Source organism: Ruegeria haliotis, from assembly GCF_013377785.1.
In the GTDB taxonomy this organism is placed as follows: domain Bacteria; phylum Pseudomonadota; class Alphaproteobacteria; order Rhodobacterales; family Rhodobacteraceae; genus Ruegeria; species Ruegeria haliotis.
Map to the genome: position 1 here is coordinate 662,412 of NZ_JABXWT010000001.1, position 15,276 is coordinate 677,687.

Sequence of the window (15,276 nt, forward strand, 5' to 3'; positions counted from 1 at the left end):
GTCAAGCGATGCCGGGGGGAAAGGGCAAAACGTCCGGTCAGCAATTGGGTATGTTTACCGCAAGGCCGCCAAGCGAAGTCTCTTTGTATTTCTCGTGCATATCGTGCCCTGTTTGACGCATGGTTTCGATCACCGAGTCCAACGGTACGAAATGCTGCCCATCACCGCGCAGCGCCAATGAGGCTGCCGAGACCGCCTTGATTGCTCCCAGACCGTTACGTTCGATGCAAGGGACCTGCACTAGCCCGGCGACTGGGTCACACGTCATGCCAAGATGATGCTCCAGCGCGATTTCAGCGGCGTTCTCGACCTGCTCGGGCGTCCCGCCCATCACGGCGCATAGCCCCGCTGCTGCCATGGCCGAGGCACTACCGACTTCGGCCTGACAGCCCGCTTCAGCGCCCGAGATCGAGGCGTTGTATTTGACCAGTCCACCGATGGCGGCGGCGGTCAGAAGGAAATCCTCGATGTGGCTTTCGGATGCGCCCGGCACGTGGTCGAGGTAATAACGAAGCACTGCGGGCAACACACCGGCCGCGCCGTTGGTTGGCGCCGTGACGACCTGACCGCCAGCGGCGTTTTCCTCGTTCACCGCCATGGCATAGACGCTCATCCAGTCGTTGATCGTGTGTGGTGCGACCAGGTTCATGCCCCGTTCAGCCATCAGTGAATCATGAATGCCCTTGGCGCGGCGACGTACGCTGAGGCCGCCGGGAAGGATACCGTCGGTGGTCAGGCCGCGTTCGATGCAGGCGTTCATGACCTCCCAAAGGCGGGCAGAGCCCTTGGCAAAACTATCCGCACATCCGCGCGCGATTTCGTTGTCCCGCTTCATGGCCGCGATGCTCTTGCCGCTGGCCTTGGCCATCTCAAGCATTTCGGCGGCCGAGTGAAATGGGAAAGGCACAGGCGGTCCATCATTGGTATCCTTGCCCTCGGCCAGCTCTTCTTCTGTCAGGACAAAACCACCGCCGACAGAATAGTAAACCTGCCGCAGAATGACATCGCCTTGCGCGTCAGTGGCCATCAGGATCATCCCGTTGGCGTGGCCGGACAGGGTGTGATCATAGTCGAAGATCAGATCCGCTTTGGGATCGAATTTCAGAGTTGGCAAACCCTCGGGTGTAACGGAGTGGGTTTCGGCAATCGCAGCCAGCGCGGCCTCGGCCTTGTCGTTGTCGTAGGTGTCCGGCACGAACCCGGCCAGACCCAAAACAGTGGCCCGGTCTGTCGCGTGACCAACACCGGTAAAGGCCAGCGACCCGTGCAGCGACCCACGCAAACCGGCGAATTCGAACGGCGAGGCGCGCATCATGTCAAGGAATCGTGCAGCGGCGACCATCGGGCCCATTGTGTGCGACGAGGATGGGCCGATGCCCACTTTGAACATATCGAAGACAGAAAGAAACATGTCAGATAGCTGAGCCTTCTGGAGGGTTGGCGTGTATTGGCGATGTAAACGGTGTGACCCCAAGGCCTTCGGCCGCGATGGCCGCGCGTGTTGCAGGGCGGGGTTCAAGCTGCATCAGGATTTGCTGCAGATAGGGCGTGTCGGCCAGTTGATACCAGCTGCGATCGGCGCTTGCAGGATACAGATTCATCCATCGCATCATGCAGGCAAGATAGTACGTCAGAACCGAAGGATGGTCCGCATGCAGCCAATCGGGCGCGCGTTTCGCCTCGGTATCCAGCACCTTCAGGTGGTGACGCAATCGAGGGCGAATGCCGGTGCGCAGTGCCTCGGCCTGCTCGGTATCGATATACTTCTCGGCGTAGAACAGGATGCGCAGATCGGCATGCAGTGTGTTGGAAGCAAAGAACAGCCATTTGAGGAACGCACCCCGCTCAGGGCTGTCGAGGGATGGTGCAAGCTGATTGTGGGTATCCGCCAGCCAGAGCAAAATCGCCGCGGTTTCAAAGATCGGACCTTGCGGAGTTTCCAGAACTGGGATCAACCCGTTCGGGTTCAATGCCCGATACGTGGTGCCATCCTGCGCGTGCTGTCGTCGGTCGACCAGCGCGGTTTCATAGGGCAGACCCATCTCTTCCAGCGCCAGCCGGATCACCAGCGAAGCGTTGTCGGGGGCATAATGTAGGCGATACGGCGTCGTCATGCTGAGTACTTATAGCGCAATGATGGCGCAAGAAGACTTGATTGCGACGTTTCCAATCGGAAACGCGTATTTTGGCGGCATGTTTTGACCAACGGATTTGTGAATTGGGTCTCGCAGTTGGACGGCGCTTTTCGTATAAGTCGGGCGGAAGAATCTGGGGAAACTGCCATGACCGGAGAATTGTCGCCCATCGATACGGCTAAATATGTAGCAGCGCGTCGTGCTGCCGACATGGTCGAAGACGGAATGCGCGTTGGATTGGGTACCGGATCGACCGCCGCCTGGCTTGTACGCCGTCTGGGTGAACGGGTTCGGGACGAGGGCCTGCGGATCAAAGGCGTGCCTACATCAACACGTACCGCGCAACTGGCGTGCGAGGTCGGCATCGAGGTCGTGTCGCTGGATCAGGCCGGATGGCTGGACCTGACCATTGATGGGGCGGATGAATTCGACGGTGACTTGAACCTGATCAAAGGCGGCGGCGGTGCGCATTTGCAGGAAAAGATCGTTGCCACCGCCAGTGACCAGATGGTCGTGATTGCCGATGCGGGCAAAGAGGTCGAAACGCTGGGTGCGTTCCCTCTGCCGGTCGAAGTGATCCCGTTTGGCTGGCAGACCACGCGCACCTTGATCGAAGAGGCGCTGGATACAATGGACGTTCTGGGCACCTCGGCTGCATTACGCATGAATGGCGAAGCGCCGTTTGTGACGGATGAAGGCAACCATATCCTGGATCTGCACTTGCAGCGCATTGGTAATGCGCGACAGTTGGCGCTGGTTTTGAACCAGGTGCCGGGTGTTGTTGAGAATGGCTTGTTCATTGACATCTGCGACAAGGTCGTCGTCGGTTATGGCGATGGTCGGGTCGAACTGCGCGATATCAATGCTGGCACGATTGAGTTGGATCAGCTGGCAGATGGAGCCGGAGAGAATCTGTTTTCCGATCTGGCGGATTGAGCTGCGTGCCAAGCGTGATGCAAGCGCCCGAGAAAACGCGATTTTTCCCGGTCAGGGGTTGGCACGCGAATTTTTGCGCCCAGATATCCAGAGAATTTTACAAGTTGAACGAAGGAATTCGGCATGAGCTTTGACTATGATCTTTTCGTCATCGGTGGCGGCTCGGGCGGGGTCCGGGCTGCGCGCGTGGCTGCCGGTGAAAACGGCGCCAAGGTGGCACTGGCCGAAGAAGATCGCTATGGCGGGACCTGTGTAATCCGAGGTTGTGTTCCGAAAAAGCTGATGGTCTTTGCCAGCGAGTTTTCAGAGATGGCAGGGGACGCGCAGGCCTACGGCTGGGATATTCAGTCCGGCGCGTTTGACTGGGGTATCTTCCGCGACAAGCTGCATACTGAGTTGGACCGGTTGGAAGGTATCTACCGCAATATCCTCAAGAACAATGGCGTCGAAAGTTTCGATCTGCGTGCCCATGTGGTGGATGCGCATACGGTCGAGCTGGCCGACGGCACCCGCAAGACGGCCAAGCATATTTTGGTGGCCACCGGAGGTCGTCCGGTTGTGCCCGAGTTTCCGGGCTCAGATTTGGCGATCACGTCGAACGAAATCTTTCACCTGGAAAAACTACCTGAAACCATGCTGATTGTCGGTGGTGGTTATATCGCCTGCGAATTTGCCGGGATCATGAACGGGCTTGGGGTTAAGACGACTCAGTTCTACCGCGGTGCACAAATTCTGCGCGGATTCGATGATGAAGCACGCGGGTTGATCAGCGAAGAGATGTGCCAGAACGGCATCGATGTGCATCTGGGCACCAACGTGTTGGAGATGGAGAAAGACGGCGACAAGATCCGCGTCAAGGCGACCAACGGGTCCGAACAACTGTTTGATGTGGTCATGTACGCTACCGGTCGCGCACCAAATGCCGATGATCTTGGTCTTGAAGTCTTGGGCGTCGAACGGGGCCGCAAAGGCGAGATCGTTGTAGATGAGTACAGCCAGACCGGCGTGCCGTCGATTTATGCCATCGGCGATGTCACTGATCGGGTTAACCTGACGCCGGTCGCGATCCGCGAAGGCATGGCCTTTGTCGAGACTGTCTTCAAGGGCAACCCGACGCCTGTGGATCACGAACTGATCCCGACCGCGATTTTCACTCAGCCGGAAATGGGCACTGTCGGTCTCAGTGAAGAAGAGGCAGCCGCGCAGGAGCCGATCGAGGTGTACGCAACCTCGTTCAAGCCGATGCAGAAAGCTTTTGCCGGCGGCACACAGCGGGTTTTGATGAAGCTGATCGTCTCTCAGGCGACGCGAAAGGTGCTGGGATGTCACATTGTGGCACCGGGTGCGGGAGAGATGATTCAACTGGCAGGAATCGCCGTAAAAATGGGCGCGACCAAGGAAGATTTCGACCGTACGGTTGCGGTTCATCCTGTGATGGCCGAAGAACTGGTGACAATGCGGCAACCTGTACGCACTGCTTGATTTGCAAGCGCGCGTACACAAGTTACAAGGGACCCCGTGATCACACGGGCCAACACGAAGGAATCGATAAATATGGCGGGCAACAGCGGTGGCCCCTGGGGGGGCGGAGGCTCCTCGGGTGGCGGAGGAAATCGGGGTGATAACGGGGACGGGCGCAAGCCCCCCGAAAACGACGGCCCGCAGATTCCCGAGATCGATGAGTTGATGAAGAAAGGTCAGGAACAGCTGCGCGTCCTCATGGGCGGTCGTGGTGGCGGTGGCCGTGGCAGCAATGGTCAGGGCGGCGGCGGTGGTCCAGCCTTTACCAAGGGCACGGTCGCAATTGGCCTGGTGGCGGCTGCAGTTCTTTGGGGACTGGCCAGCTTTTACACCGTTAAACCGGAAGAACAGTCGGTTGAGCTGTTTCTGGGCGAGTTTTCTGCCGTCGGTAACCCGGGTCTGAACTTTGCGCCATGGCCGCTTGTGACCGCTGAGGTTATCCCGGTCACCCGCGAACAGAACGAAGATATGGGCGGTGCCCGTGGCAGTGACGATGGCCTGATGTTGACTGGTGACGAAAATGTCGTGGATATCGATTATCAGGTTGTCTGGAACATTAGTGATCCGGCCAAGTATCTGTTTAACCTGCGTGATCCACGTCAGACGATTCAGGCCGTATCTGAATCGGCGATGCGGGAAATTATCGCACAAAGTGAGCTGGCCCCGATCCTGAACCGGGATCGTGGTGTCATTGCTGACCGTCTGCAGGAACTGATTCAGTCAACCATGGACAGCTACGATTCGGGTGTGAACATCATCCGTGTGAACTTTGACAAAGCCGACCCGCCGCAGGATGTGATCGCAGCTTTCCGCGACGTTCAGGCCGCCGCGCAGGAGCGTGACCGGTTGCAGAATGTCGCTGACGCTTATGCGAACCGGGTTCTCGCCGAGGCCCGTGGTGAAGCCGCACAGATTTTGGAAGAGGCCGAAGGGTATCGCGCCCAGCAGATCAACAGTGCCCAAGGTGAGGCCAGCCGCTTTAGCGCGGTTCTCGAGGAATACTCCAAAGCGCCGGATGTGACTCGAAAGCGACTGTATCTGGAGCGGATGGAGCAGATTCTGGGTGACGTAAACAAAATTATTCTAGATCAAAACTCGTCCGGGCAAGGGCAGGGCGTCGTGCCCTATCTGCCGCTGAATGAGCTGCGTCGTAACTCAGCAGGGGAGGGGAACTGATGCGTAAAACGACATTTATTCTACCGATCGTTTTTATTGCTATCGTCGGTCTCTTGTCCTCGATCTTTATTGTGGACGAACGCGAACGTGCCTTGGTTCTGCAATTTGGCCGCGTCGTGGCAGTCAAGGAAGAGCCGGGTCTTGCCTTCAAAATTCCGGTTGTTCAGGAAGTTGTCCGCTATGATGACCGTATCCTGTCCATCGACGTGCAGCCGCTGGAAGTCACGCCACTGGATGATCGCCGTCTGGTGGTTGATGCCTTCGCCCGCTACCGGATTTCGGATCTTGAGCAGTTCCGGCAGGCCGTCGGTGTCGGCGGTATTCCGGTCGCCGAGGATCGTCTGGACCGCATTCTGCGTGCCGAAACCCGTGAAGTGCTGGGTTCGGTGTCCTCGCGCGATATCCTGAGTTCGGACCGTGCCGCGCTGATGCTGCGTATTCGTAACAGCGCCATTGCTGAGGCACGCGCGCTGGGTGTGACCGTCATCGACGTGCGCCTGAAAGCCACCGATCTGCCGCAGGCCAACCTTGAGGCCACGTTCGACCGGATGAAGGCCGAACGCGAACGCGAAGCGACAGATGAACGCGCCCGCGGTAATGAGGCGGCGCAACGTGTGCGTGCGCAGGCCGACCGGACCGTGGTCGAACTGGTGTCGGATGCCCGCCGCGAAGCTGAAATCACCCGTGGTGAGGCTGACGCTGAACGCAACGCGATCTTTGCCGAAGCTTATGGCGCAGACCCAGAGTTCTTTGAATTCTATCGCTCGCTGACCGCTTACGAGAATGCGCTGCAAGGCGGAAACAGCTCGTTGGTTCTGAGCCCGGATTCAGATTTCTTCAACTATCTGAGTTCGCCAACCGGGCGGAAAACTCCGGCTGCTGCGGCATCTGAGTAATGGGTTTGATCCTTCTGGCCTTCGGGCTGGTGCTGATTGTTGAGGGGCTGGCCTATGCGCTGGCCCCTTCGCTTATTGAACGTATGCTCGAGGCGTTGCGGGCATTACCGGAACCGGCACGGCGCCTGATGGGAATGCTGTGCGTCGTCAGCGGGTTCATCTTGCTATGGGGCGCATACCAGCTTGGGTTTTGAGCAGTTGATGTCACGTGCTGGTGATTTCCCCCTGATCCCGAGTTGCGGGCAGACCCAAACTGACTACATTGGGTACAAAGAACGGCTTAACAGTCGGAAAGTGTTTGTCGACAAGGAGATCCCAAGTGCAGGCAAAAGCGCGCAGTGTGTCCGTCCGATGGGACGATTTTGGTAATATGATGCGATTGATGGGGTTGGCTTTTGTCGGCGTGCTGATTGTTCTGGCGCAAACCGCAAGCGCTCAGGCGCGGAGTGATAGCCTGGCGCCACTGGCTGAACGGATCAGCCCGGCGGTGGTCAATATCACGACATCCACCTTGATTGAGGGGCAGACCGGGCCACAAGGCATCGTGCCCGAAGGTTCGCCATTCGAAGATTTCTTTCGCGAGTTTCAGGATCGTGACGGAGAAGATGAAAACCGTCCTCGCCGCAGTAACGCGCTGGGCTCTGGTTTTGTGATCTCTGAAGACGGCTTTATCGTTACCAACAATCACGTCATCGCAGAAGCCGATGAAATTCTTGTGGAATTCTTTCCTGGCGACGGGCAGCCGAAAGAGGAATTGCCGGCCAAGGTCATCGGTACTGACGAAAAGACCGACATTGCTTTGCTCAAGGTCGAGGCCTCGGGACCGCTGAAATATGTAACCTTCGGCGATAGTGATACAGCGCGGGTTGGTGATTGGGTGATTGCCATGGGTAACCCGCTGGGGCAGGGGTTTTCGGTCTCGGCAGGGATCGTGTCGGCCCGCAATCGCGCGTTGAGCGGGTCGTATGACGATTACATCCAGACAGATGCAGCGATCAATCGGGGCAACTCGGGTGGGCCGCTGTTCGACATGGATGGGCAGGTCATCGGTGTGAACACCGCAATTTTATCGCCTAACGGCGGATCGATTGGGATCGGGTTCTCGATGGCGTCCAACGTTGTGGTCAAAGTTGTCGATCAGCTGCGCGAGTTTGGTGAGACCCGCCGGGGTTGGCTGGGTGTGCGCATTCAGGACGTGACCGAGGACATGGCTGAGGCGATGGGCCTAGATAAGCCCGGCGGTGCACTGATCAGTGATGTTCCGGAGGGCCCGGCAAAGGAGGCAGGGCTTATGGCTGGTGACGTGATTCTGAGCTTTGACGGTGTCGAAGTTGAAGACACCCGTGGCTTGGTACGTCAGGTTGGCGAGACAACAGTGGGCAAATCGGTTCGCGTTGTGGTGCATCGTGACGGCGGTACGCAGACAGTTCTGGTTACACTGGGACGTCGTGAGGATGCCGAGCGGGACGATAGTGGCGAAGAAGATACGCCTGACGCTCCGGCTGAGGAAAACGCCGATATTCTGGGTCTGACCATTTCGCCACTCACGGATACGCTGCGGGAAGATCTGGGTCTGGATGCCGAGGCAGAAGGTCTGGTTGTCGCTGCCGTCGATGAGGCGTCCGAAGCTTATGCTAAAGGGCTGCGCGCGGGGGATCTGATCACAGAAGCGGGTCAGCAAAAGGTCGAAACAATCGAAGATCTTGAAGCGCGCATGGGTGAGGCCAGTGAAGCCGGGCGCAAGTCGCTGCTGCTGCTGGTGCGTCGAGGCGGCGATCCTCGATTTGTAGCGCTGAGCCTCGAAGAATAGGCGCAATTGAATTGATGCGAAAAGGCCGGGTATCTAACCCGGCCTTTTTGTTTCTCGCTTACTTAGTTCAGTGGACCAACCGCCATGGTTTCAGCTGACACCAGATAATCGAGTGCCCGAACTGGTAATAGCTTTCGACGATTTTCTGCTAAGCCACCACCACCAATCCAGTACGTTAGCCCGACATATGCATAGACAGTGTTCGCGACTTCATCATCACTGTTGGAGCCGGAGAACCGTCCGTAGCTATAGCCAACGCCGCCAGTCAAGGTCAGGGGAAGGGTCGAAGGCTGATATTCGGCCCCGAATTCTGCATTCAGGCCAGTGAAGTCTACAGGCACAATGGCGTTGCCGCTATCCGAACTTTCCCTGAACACTCTGGCCAGGCGGCCATTCAGAACCAGTCGGTCGGTTGCATAGAAATCCCCGCCAATTGCTGCAAATACCCTATCGCGAATTTGGCGGAAATCCGTCCCCTCACTGGTGGTGTTCGAGAAATCCGATCCAACCGTGTCGGTGTATCCGATCGGCGCAAACAGGTCGGCGCCCTCCAGTTTCATCAACGCCTCGAGGCCAAGATAGTGTTTTTCAACCTTGTCGATATCGGAGTCCGGAAACAGCGCGTGTTCGCCATCGTCCATTTCACCTTCCCAATAGCCAGCAAAAGCACCCCATCCATACTTACCGGGCTGGTGGACAACGTGCCCTTCAATCAATCCATAGGACAAATAGTTATCATTGCGGGACGAGTTGTCGGGATTGTTGCTGTTGACGCGGCGATCCGGGTGAATATTGTACAACTACCCATCCACCTGAATTGCACAATCCCGGCAAGAGAATGATATCAACTGGCGTCGAGCCCAAGCACGCCATAATATTCGGCCTCGGTACGTAATTCATCTTTTACATCGACGGCAGGCCCGCCAAATCAACCCGGTTGATAGGTCAATTCAATCCGTCCAGCCCGTCAGCCTGTACCGACGATACCAGTGGCATGGCCCCGACAAATGTCGCAACCTTGCACTTTCATCTTCTATTCCATCAAGTTTTCAACCTGTCTGGAAGGCGAATGCCGCGGATAGCAGCGAGTAGCTATAGGTGCTTTTGGGGGTATCGAATTTACCTGCCCGATTGGTTTTGTGGCTCACCGATAGCTTTCAGGCGACTTGCTTCTGTTGTCATTGAAGAGGGGTACTAAAGAATTGAGCCATACGCCTAAAGGCATATGGCTCAGATACAGGGAGAGGTCAGTGGACAGATATCGGGGATGATTCTCTGACCTCCTACGGTAACAGGTATCAACCTAGTCAGGCGCGGGTGGTTTGTATGTGAAGCAAGTCACATCGGATCAGATGAGGTCGGACTCGGCCAGTTCCTGCAGGGCTTCGAAATCCTGGATCATCAGGCCACCCCGAGACGCCTCGACCACATTGTCGCGCTTCCAAATGGAAATCGTTTTTGACACGGCCTCGCGCGTTGCTCCGACAAATTCAGCCAGTTCGCTTTGTGACAGGGTGATGCGTTCGGTCGGATCGTCCTGCAACTCGGACAGGTGCAACAGTTTGCGTGCCAGTCGTATCGGCATTGGTAGAAAGACCTGTTCGTTCAGCTGTGACCCCATCCAGCGCATCCGCAAACCGGCCAGTCGGACCATGTCCACAGCCAGATCAGGGTGTTGCCGGATCTGGTCCATAACGTCCCTACGACGAACGCGCAGAACCTGAGAAGGCTCTGCGGCTGCAATTGTTGCGGTGCGTGGGCCGCTGTCAAACAAGGCGATCTCGCCAAAGACTTCTCCGGGACGCATCAAGGTCAGTGTCAGCTTTCTGCCGCTCATGGCCAGAAACGACACTTCGAGCGTACCCTGCAAGATGGCGTAAAGCGCATCGCCTTCATCGCCCTGCTCAAACAAGGTTTCACCCTTGTCCAAAGCAATCTCGGACGCTTGCGCTGAAAGCATTTCTCTCAGCCCGTCGGACGCTTCGGACAGGAAGCCGCTGGTGGGGAATGCCGTCATTCGGGCACGGATCTCCGGATGTAGATGGTGAGTGGTGCCCTAATTTTTCACAGCTTGGGCGCTAAGCCAAGGATTTTGTCCAGATTTCCTGAATTTGATTGGATGGAAAGCTGATTTGTTCGACTGATATGCGACCGTTATTGGTGGTCAGGGTCATCCATATAGCTTTGCAGCAGGTTGAACTGCAGCATCAGGAACACCATCAATGCAATCGGAAAGCCAAAGGTTTCGATCTTGACCCAAAGATCGGTAGATAGCGTTCGCCAGACCAGTTCATTGGCGACGGCCAGAACGGCGAAGCAGCCACACAGACGGCGGGTCAGGATCATCCATCCCTCGTGGCGCATGGGCAGCATTTCATCCAGAACATAGGCGAGATAGGATTTTCCCTGCAACAGGCCGATCCCGAGGATGACAGAAAAAAGCCCATAGACCAGCGTGGTTTTCATCTTGAAAAACCGTTCGTCGTTAAACCAAGCGGTGAGGCCGCCGAAGAAAATGACCATGAAAGCGGTGAAAATTTGCATCCGGCTGAGCTTGCCCGTCAGATACCAGAGAATGCCCATCGCCCCCAACATCAGAGGGACGAAGATAATGGTGGCGACAATAAAGCCGGAATACTCGGTGCCGCCGAACTGAAAGCTGTCATCGCGCAGGCGCAGATAGATCAAGAAGAACGCCAAGGGCGGGCCCAATTCCAGCGCTTGTTTCAGAAACGGGTTGATGTCTTTTTTGTCTGTCATAGTGTGCGTCCTGCTGCTCATCCGCCCATTTCAACTATTACAGCGCCAAGTGCAATCAATGCCATCAGTGCGATGCGTCTGGGGCCTACGGTTTCTTTCAGGACCAGCCACCCGATCAGGGCGGCAAACACCGTTGAGGTTTCGCGCAGTACGGCGGCTTCGCCTACCTTATCCAACCGGGTGGCCAGCATGATTGCTCCGAAAGACATGGGGGCGATGATGCCACCTGCAAGGCCACGCAGCATTAGCGGACCGATGGTCGGGCGATGGATCATGGCGCGCCATCTGAGGAAGGCGTAGATCGGCATAGTGGCTCCGTCGATCATGAAGAACCAGGCCAGAAAGGTGAACGGGTCAGCCGTGGCACGGATGCCATACGCGTCGTAGGTGGTGTAGAGCGCGACAAACAAGCCGGTGGCAATGGCTAGCGCAAGCGCGATCCCCAGTGTTTCGCGGTTGGTTTCGAGGAAACGGAGATTGTAGACCGCAAGTCCAAAAATGCCTGCCAGCAGGACCGCGACTCCGAACCATTGGATGCCCGTAAAAATCTCTCCGAACAGCAGATAGGCCCCGATGACGGTGAATAGCGGCCCGGTGCCGCGTACGACGGGGTAGACCACGGTGTATGAGCCTTTGGTATAGGCCATGGCTTGCAACGTTTTATAGGCGATGTGGATCAGCCAGATCGTCGCAAAGATTGGCCACATGTAGGGCTCGGGCCAAGGAACCACGAACAATGCGAAGGGTGCCGCCATCAGGCAATAGCAGGCATCGATTGCGCCACGCGAAAGCCAGGGATCGTGGCGTCCTTTTTGCAACGCGCCGAAAACTGCGTGCAGAAAAGCCGCCATCAAAGCAAGGCCAAGGGCCAGCTCGTGGCCAGCTTCGGTTCCTTCCAGAGAGATCAGCCAGTCGCTCAAATTTCAGGTCTTTCGCGGGTGGGGGAGGCCGGGAAGATCTCAACACCCCGGATGCTCAGGTATACACTCTGTCAGAAAGGCGGATCAGGTCGGTTCCAGACCGGTTAGGGCGGCGGCGAATTCTTCGGGATCAAAAGGGGCGAGGTCGTCGATCTGTTCTCCGACACCGATGGCATGGATCGGCAGGCCAAACTTATCCGCCAGCGCCACCAGCACACCCCCTTTGGCCGTACCGTCGAGTTTGGTCATCACAAGGCCGGACACATCAGCCAGATTGCGGAAGGTTTCCACCTGACTCAGCGCGTTCTGGCCAGTTGTGGCGTCCAGCACCAGCAGAGTGTTGTGCGGAGCTGTGTCGTCGACTTTGCGGATGACGCGGACGATCTTGGCGAGTTCTTCCATCAGGTCGGCCCGGTTCTGCAAGCGACCCGCGGTGTCGATCATCAAAAGATCCGCACCGTCTTCCTGCGCGCGTGTCAGGGCGTCGAATGCCAGCGAGGCGGGATCAGAACCTTCGGGCGCTGTCAGGACTGGCACACCCGCGCGATCCCCCCAGACCTGCAACTGTTCGACGGCCGCAGCGCGAAAGGTGTCGCCTGCGGCGATGACCACCTTTTTGCCGGCGGATTTGAACTGGCTGGCAAGCTTGCCGATGGTGGTGGTCTTACCTGACCCGTTGACGCCCACGACCAGAACGACTTGTGGGCGTTTAGCATAGATCGGCATGGGTTTGGCGACCGGATCCATTACACGGGCCACTTCCTGCGCCAGCAGTTGTTTTATTTCCTGGGTCGAGAGCTTACGGCCATAGCGCCCCTCAGCCATGTTGGCGGTGACGCGCAGGGCGGTGTCGACCCCCATGTCGGATGCGATCAGTAGCTCTTCGAGCTGTTCCAGCATGTCATCGTCCAGCGTACGGCGGATTTCGCTAGGGGCGTCGCCACGGCTGAACAAGCGTCCCAGCAAACCCTTCGCCTCAGGTACTTCTGGCGGTGGTGGTGCAGGTGTGGGGTCGGCCGGAATTGGCGAAGGTGTTTCAACTGGTTGTGGGACAGGCGACGGTTCGGGGACCTCGGGAACTGGTTGCGGTTCGGGCTCAGGCTCCGGGATCACCGGATCCGGCGTTGGGGTTTCCTCGCCGCCATCCTCGACAATAGCCTCGAGCCCCTGTTCGAGGCGCGATGAGGATTTGAACAGCTTGTCCTTCAGCTTGGAAAAAAACGCCATTTTCAGTCTCCGCAGATGTTCCTCTCACCTAATGCGGATTGGCGGCAGTTGCAAAGGGTCACGAAAAGGCGATCAGGAAACCGGCTTGTGCACCCCAGTACAGCGGCCAGACCAGATAAGGCGTGAGCTTCAGGGCCAGGTGATCAGGGGGCAGCAGGAATTTTTCGGTGGCAAGGATCAGGTCGGATGCAATGAATGCGATTGCTGCAGGCAGAGCCCAGCGCAGGGCACCGGTTTCTGGCAGGGCCAAAACGGTCACACCCATGCCGAGGATGATCGGGATATAGGCCAGAACAGGCCCTTTCAGATCCCCTGCACGCGGCGCAAGAAGTGTCGCCATGATGATACCCAAAATGACAAGCGACCAGACTATTGCGGGCGCATCGAAGATCAGAGCCGGGTCACTGGCGGGATATGTCAGGAATAGGCCGATATAAGCCAGGTGCCCGGCGGCAAATGCGCCGATCCCGGCCATGAATGTGTTGTCCGTTTCGCGCGACAGAAGGGCGTCTCCAAGGGCGCACAGGGCCAGCGCAAGGATCAACAGCCATGGTGCTGATTGGATCAATGCGATCAGGGTCAACAGCGCGACAGAGCTTGTTTTCAGCACGGTTCGAACGGTGCCGGCCGAACGTGCCGTCAATGGCAAATACGCCACGGCGCACATCAAGGCGGCCCAGAAAAGGATAGTCGTCATGTCATGCCCCTGTCGTTCAAGCGATGTCTCACATCTGCAGTGTCACCCGGGTTGGGAAAATGACTCAAGCAGTGACGTGGAGTTACCCAGTCGTGATCGCAGCGCGTTAAAGGTTGAATGGCGCGGACCAATCGCATCTGACAGAATGCGGGCATGTCCAAACCTCTGTTGATTCTCCTCGTTCTTTCAGCGCAGGCGGTTGCCGCGCAATCGCCACTGTCGGGTGCAGAGTTCGATGATTACACCCGCGGCAAAACCCTGTTTTACGGCTTTGAGGGGCAGGTGTACGGCGTTGAACGCTATTTGCCCAACCGCAAGGTGATCTGGTCGTTTCTGGACGGTAAGTGCAAAGAAGGCATCTGGTACCAGCGCGAGAATCAGATCTGTTTCATCTACGAAGACCGGCGGGACCCGCAGTGCTGGGTGTTTACACGTTCGGGGGGCGGATTGATCGCTCAATTCGAGGGCGATCCGCAGGCAACTGAACTGTATGAGGCCGGAGATATTGGCGAGGAAATGGTGTGTTATGGGCCCGAAGTCGGTGTCTGACGCTTGATCAGGGCACTCGAAGCTCATCATAGCCAACCATCACATGCTGCTGAAAGGCAGGCCTGTCGGTCAACTCGTCATAATACCGGCGCAGATGGGGCAGAGGCGCGCGCGGAATATCAATGTCGTAGTAGCGGAAAAGGACATGGCCGAGTTGAACATCGGCCAGAGTCAGCTCGGGCCCGGCGATACATGCGCTTTTTGCCAGCACGCTGTTTGCGATCCTGAGTTTGCTTTCAAGCGCTGCAATGGCTTGTGTGATGGCAACCTCGTCCCTCTCTGATGATGCAGTACGAACGACCCTCCAGAAGATCGGAGCGGTGAATGCCATCGCGACATTGAGTTTCGCCCATTCGGCCCATTTATCCACGGCAGCCCGGCGCACAGGGTCCTTGGGCCAGAAGGTATCGTCGCCGTATTGATTGGCCAGATACCTCAGGATCGGACCGGTTTCCCAAAGCGGCGGGTTTTTACCATCCTGCAATACGGGAATGGTCCGGTTCGGGTTCAGGTTATGAAATTCTGCAGTGTCCAGCCCGCCGAATCGATGGCCCACATCATGGCGTTCATATTCCAAGCCAAGCTCACCGACACACCACATCAACGCCTGGACATTGGATGATGTTTTTCGGCCCCAGATTCTCAACAT

At 57.2% G+C, this 15,276-nt stretch carries 16 protein-coding genes; 7 read left to right on the forward strand and 9 right to left on the reverse strand.

Features of this window, described 5'->3' with window-relative positions:
• Positions 1-37 precede the first annotated feature (37 nt).
• Positions 38-1,411, reverse strand: coding sequence for an L-serine ammonia-lyase (locus tag HW561_RS03350; protein ID WP_176861788.1), 1,374 nt, complete (start codon positions 1,409-1,411; stop codon positions 38-40).
• 1 nt (position 1,412) lies between these two features.
• Entirely contained in the window at positions 1,413-2,114 is a 702-nt protein-coding gene (locus HW561_RS03355) for a glutathione S-transferase family protein (RefSeq protein WP_176861789.1), read from the reverse strand.
• A gap of 168 nt (positions 2,115-2,282) precedes the next feature.
• Between HW561_RS03355 and rpiA the strand changes: the two genes are divergently transcribed.
• From rpiA to HW561_RS03385, 6 genes are all read left to right on the forward strand, one after another.
• Positions 2,283-3,071 (forward strand): ribose-5-phosphate isomerase RpiA, encoded by a 789-nt coding sequence (rpiA, locus tag HW561_RS03360; protein ID WP_176861790.1) that lies wholly within the window; start codon positions 2,283-2,285, stop codon positions 3,069-3,071.
• A 123-nt stretch (positions 3,072-3,194) separates the two neighbouring features.
• On the forward strand, positions 3,195-4,553 hold the full coding sequence (gene gor / locus HW561_RS03365) for a glutathione-disulfide reductase (RefSeq protein ID WP_176861791.1): 1,359 nt from the start codon (positions 3,195-3,197) through the stop codon (positions 4,551-4,553).
• Between the two features lie 72 nt (positions 4,554-4,625).
• Entirely contained in the window at positions 4,626-5,768 is a 1,143-nt protein-coding gene (hflK, locus tag HW561_RS03370) for an FtsH protease activity modulator HflK (RefSeq protein ID WP_176861792.1), read from the forward strand.
• Positions 5,768-6,664 (forward strand): protease modulator HflC, encoded by an 897-nt coding sequence (gene hflC / locus HW561_RS03375; RefSeq protein ID WP_176861793.1) that lies wholly within the window; start codon positions 5,768-5,770, stop codon positions 6,662-6,664. Before hflK ends, hflC begins: the two co-directional genes overlap by 1 nt.
• The gene (locus tag HW561_RS03380; protein ID WP_176861794.1) at positions 6,664-6,858 is read left to right on the forward strand and encodes a DUF2065 domain-containing protein; all 195 of its coding nucleotides are present in this window, start codon (positions 6,664-6,666) and stop codon (positions 6,856-6,858) included. The genes hflC and HW561_RS03380 overlap by 1 nt, the downstream gene beginning before the upstream one ends.
• A 176-nt stretch (positions 6,859-7,034) precedes the next feature.
• Entirely contained in the window at positions 7,035-8,474 is a 1,440-nt protein-coding gene (locus HW561_RS03385) for a Do family serine endopeptidase (RefSeq protein WP_176862284.1), read from the forward strand.
• A gap of 62 nt (positions 8,475-8,536) precedes the next feature.
• Here the strand turns inward: HW561_RS03385 and HW561_RS03390 are convergent, their stop codons facing one another.
• The 6 genes from HW561_RS03390 to HW561_RS03415 form a co-directional block, all read right to left on the reverse strand.
• The gene (locus HW561_RS03390) at positions 8,537-9,274 is read right to left on the reverse strand and encodes a hypothetical protein (RefSeq protein ID WP_176861795.1); all 738 of its coding nucleotides are present in this window, start codon (positions 9,272-9,274) and stop codon (positions 8,537-8,539) included.
• 548 nt (positions 9,275-9,822) lie between these two features.
• On the reverse strand, positions 9,823-10,491 hold the full coding sequence (locus HW561_RS03395) for a Crp/Fnr family transcriptional regulator (RefSeq protein ID WP_176861796.1): 669 nt from the start codon (positions 10,489-10,491) through the stop codon (positions 9,823-9,825).
• A 137-nt stretch (positions 10,492-10,628) separates the two neighbouring features.
• Positions 10,629-11,234, reverse strand: a complete 606-nt coding sequence (locus HW561_RS03400; protein WP_176861797.1) for an inner membrane-spanning protein YciB — start codon at positions 11,232-11,234, stop codon at positions 10,629-10,631.
• 17 nt (positions 11,235-11,251) lie between these two features.
• Positions 11,252-12,154 carry an EamA family transporter gene (locus HW561_RS03405; RefSeq protein WP_176861798.1) on the reverse strand — a complete coding sequence of 301 codons (903 nt, stop codon included), beginning with the start codon at positions 12,152-12,154 and terminating at the stop codon, positions 11,252-11,254.
• A gap of 84 nt (positions 12,155-12,238) precedes the next feature.
• Positions 12,239-13,381 (reverse strand): signal recognition particle-docking protein FtsY, encoded by a 1,143-nt coding sequence (gene ftsY / locus HW561_RS03410; RefSeq protein ID WP_176861799.1) that lies wholly within the window; start codon positions 13,379-13,381, stop codon positions 12,239-12,241.
• Positions 13,382-13,439: 58 nt separating this feature from the next.
• Entirely contained in the window at positions 13,440-14,078 is a 639-nt protein-coding gene (locus HW561_RS03415; protein WP_176861800.1) for a lysoplasmalogenase, read from the reverse strand.
• 153 nt (positions 14,079-14,231) lie between these two features.
• On the opposite strand from HW561_RS03415, the gene HW561_RS03420 reads away from it, so the two are divergent.
• Positions 14,232-14,627, forward strand: coding sequence for a hypothetical protein (locus HW561_RS03420; RefSeq protein WP_176861801.1), 396 nt, complete (start codon positions 14,232-14,234; stop codon positions 14,625-14,627).
• A gap of 7 nt (positions 14,628-14,634) precedes the next feature.
• On the opposite strand, the gene HW561_RS03425 is transcribed toward HW561_RS03420, so the two are convergent.
• Entirely contained in the window at positions 14,635-15,276 is a 642-nt protein-coding gene (locus HW561_RS03425; RefSeq protein ID WP_176861802.1) for a glutathione S-transferase family protein, read from the reverse strand.

Bases quoted from the DNA above. Each gene is read 5' to 3' on its own strand.
- HW561_RS03425 (WP_176861802.1), bottom strand. From the start codon at position 15,276: ATGTTGAGAATCTGGGGCCGAAAAACATCATCCAATGTCCAGGCGTTG.
- HW561_RS03380 (WP_176861794.1), top strand. From the start codon at position 6,664: ATGGGTTTGATCCTTCTGGCCTTCGGGCTGGTGCTGATTGTTGAGGGG.
- HW561_RS03415 (WP_176861800.1), bottom strand. From the start codon at position 14,078: ATGACGACTATCCTTTTCTGGGCCGCCTTGATGTGCGCCGTGGCGTAT.
- hflC (WP_176861793.1), top strand. From the start codon at position 5,768: ATGCGTAAAACGACATTTATTCTACCGATCGTTTTTATTGCTATCGTC.
- hflK (WP_176861792.1), top strand. From the start codon at position 4,626: ATGGCGGGCAACAGCGGTGGCCCCTGGGGGGGCGGAGGCTCCTCGGGT.
- HW561_RS03350 (WP_176861788.1), bottom strand. From the start codon at position 1,411: ATGTTTCTTTCTGTCTTCGATATGTTCAAAGTGGGCATCGGCCCATCC.
- rpiA (WP_176861790.1), top strand. From the start codon at position 2,283: ATGACCGGAGAATTGTCGCCCATCGATACGGCTAAATATGTAGCAGCG.
- HW561_RS03395 (WP_176861796.1), bottom strand. From the start codon at position 10,491: ATGACGGCATTCCCCACCAGCGGCTTCCTGTCCGAAGCGTCCGACGGG.
- gor (WP_176861791.1), top strand. From the start codon at position 3,195: ATGAGCTTTGACTATGATCTTTTCGTCATCGGTGGCGGCTCGGGCGGG.
- HW561_RS03385 (WP_176862284.1), top strand. From the start codon at position 7,035: ATGATGCGATTGATGGGGTTGGCTTTTGTCGGCGTGCTGATTGTTCTG.
- HW561_RS03420 (WP_176861801.1), top strand. From the start codon at position 14,232: ATGTCCAAACCTCTGTTGATTCTCCTCGTTCTTTCAGCGCAGGCGGTT.
- HW561_RS03355 (WP_176861789.1), bottom strand. From the start codon at position 2,114: ATGACGACGCCGTATCGCCTACATTATGCCCCCGACAACGCTTCGCTG.
- HW561_RS03400 (WP_176861797.1), bottom strand. From the start codon at position 11,234: ATGACAGACAAAAAAGACATCAACCCGTTTCTGAAACAAGCGCTGGAA.
- ftsY (WP_176861799.1), bottom strand. From the start codon at position 13,381: ATGGCGTTTTTTTCCAAGCTGAAGGACAAGCTGTTCAAATCCTCATCG.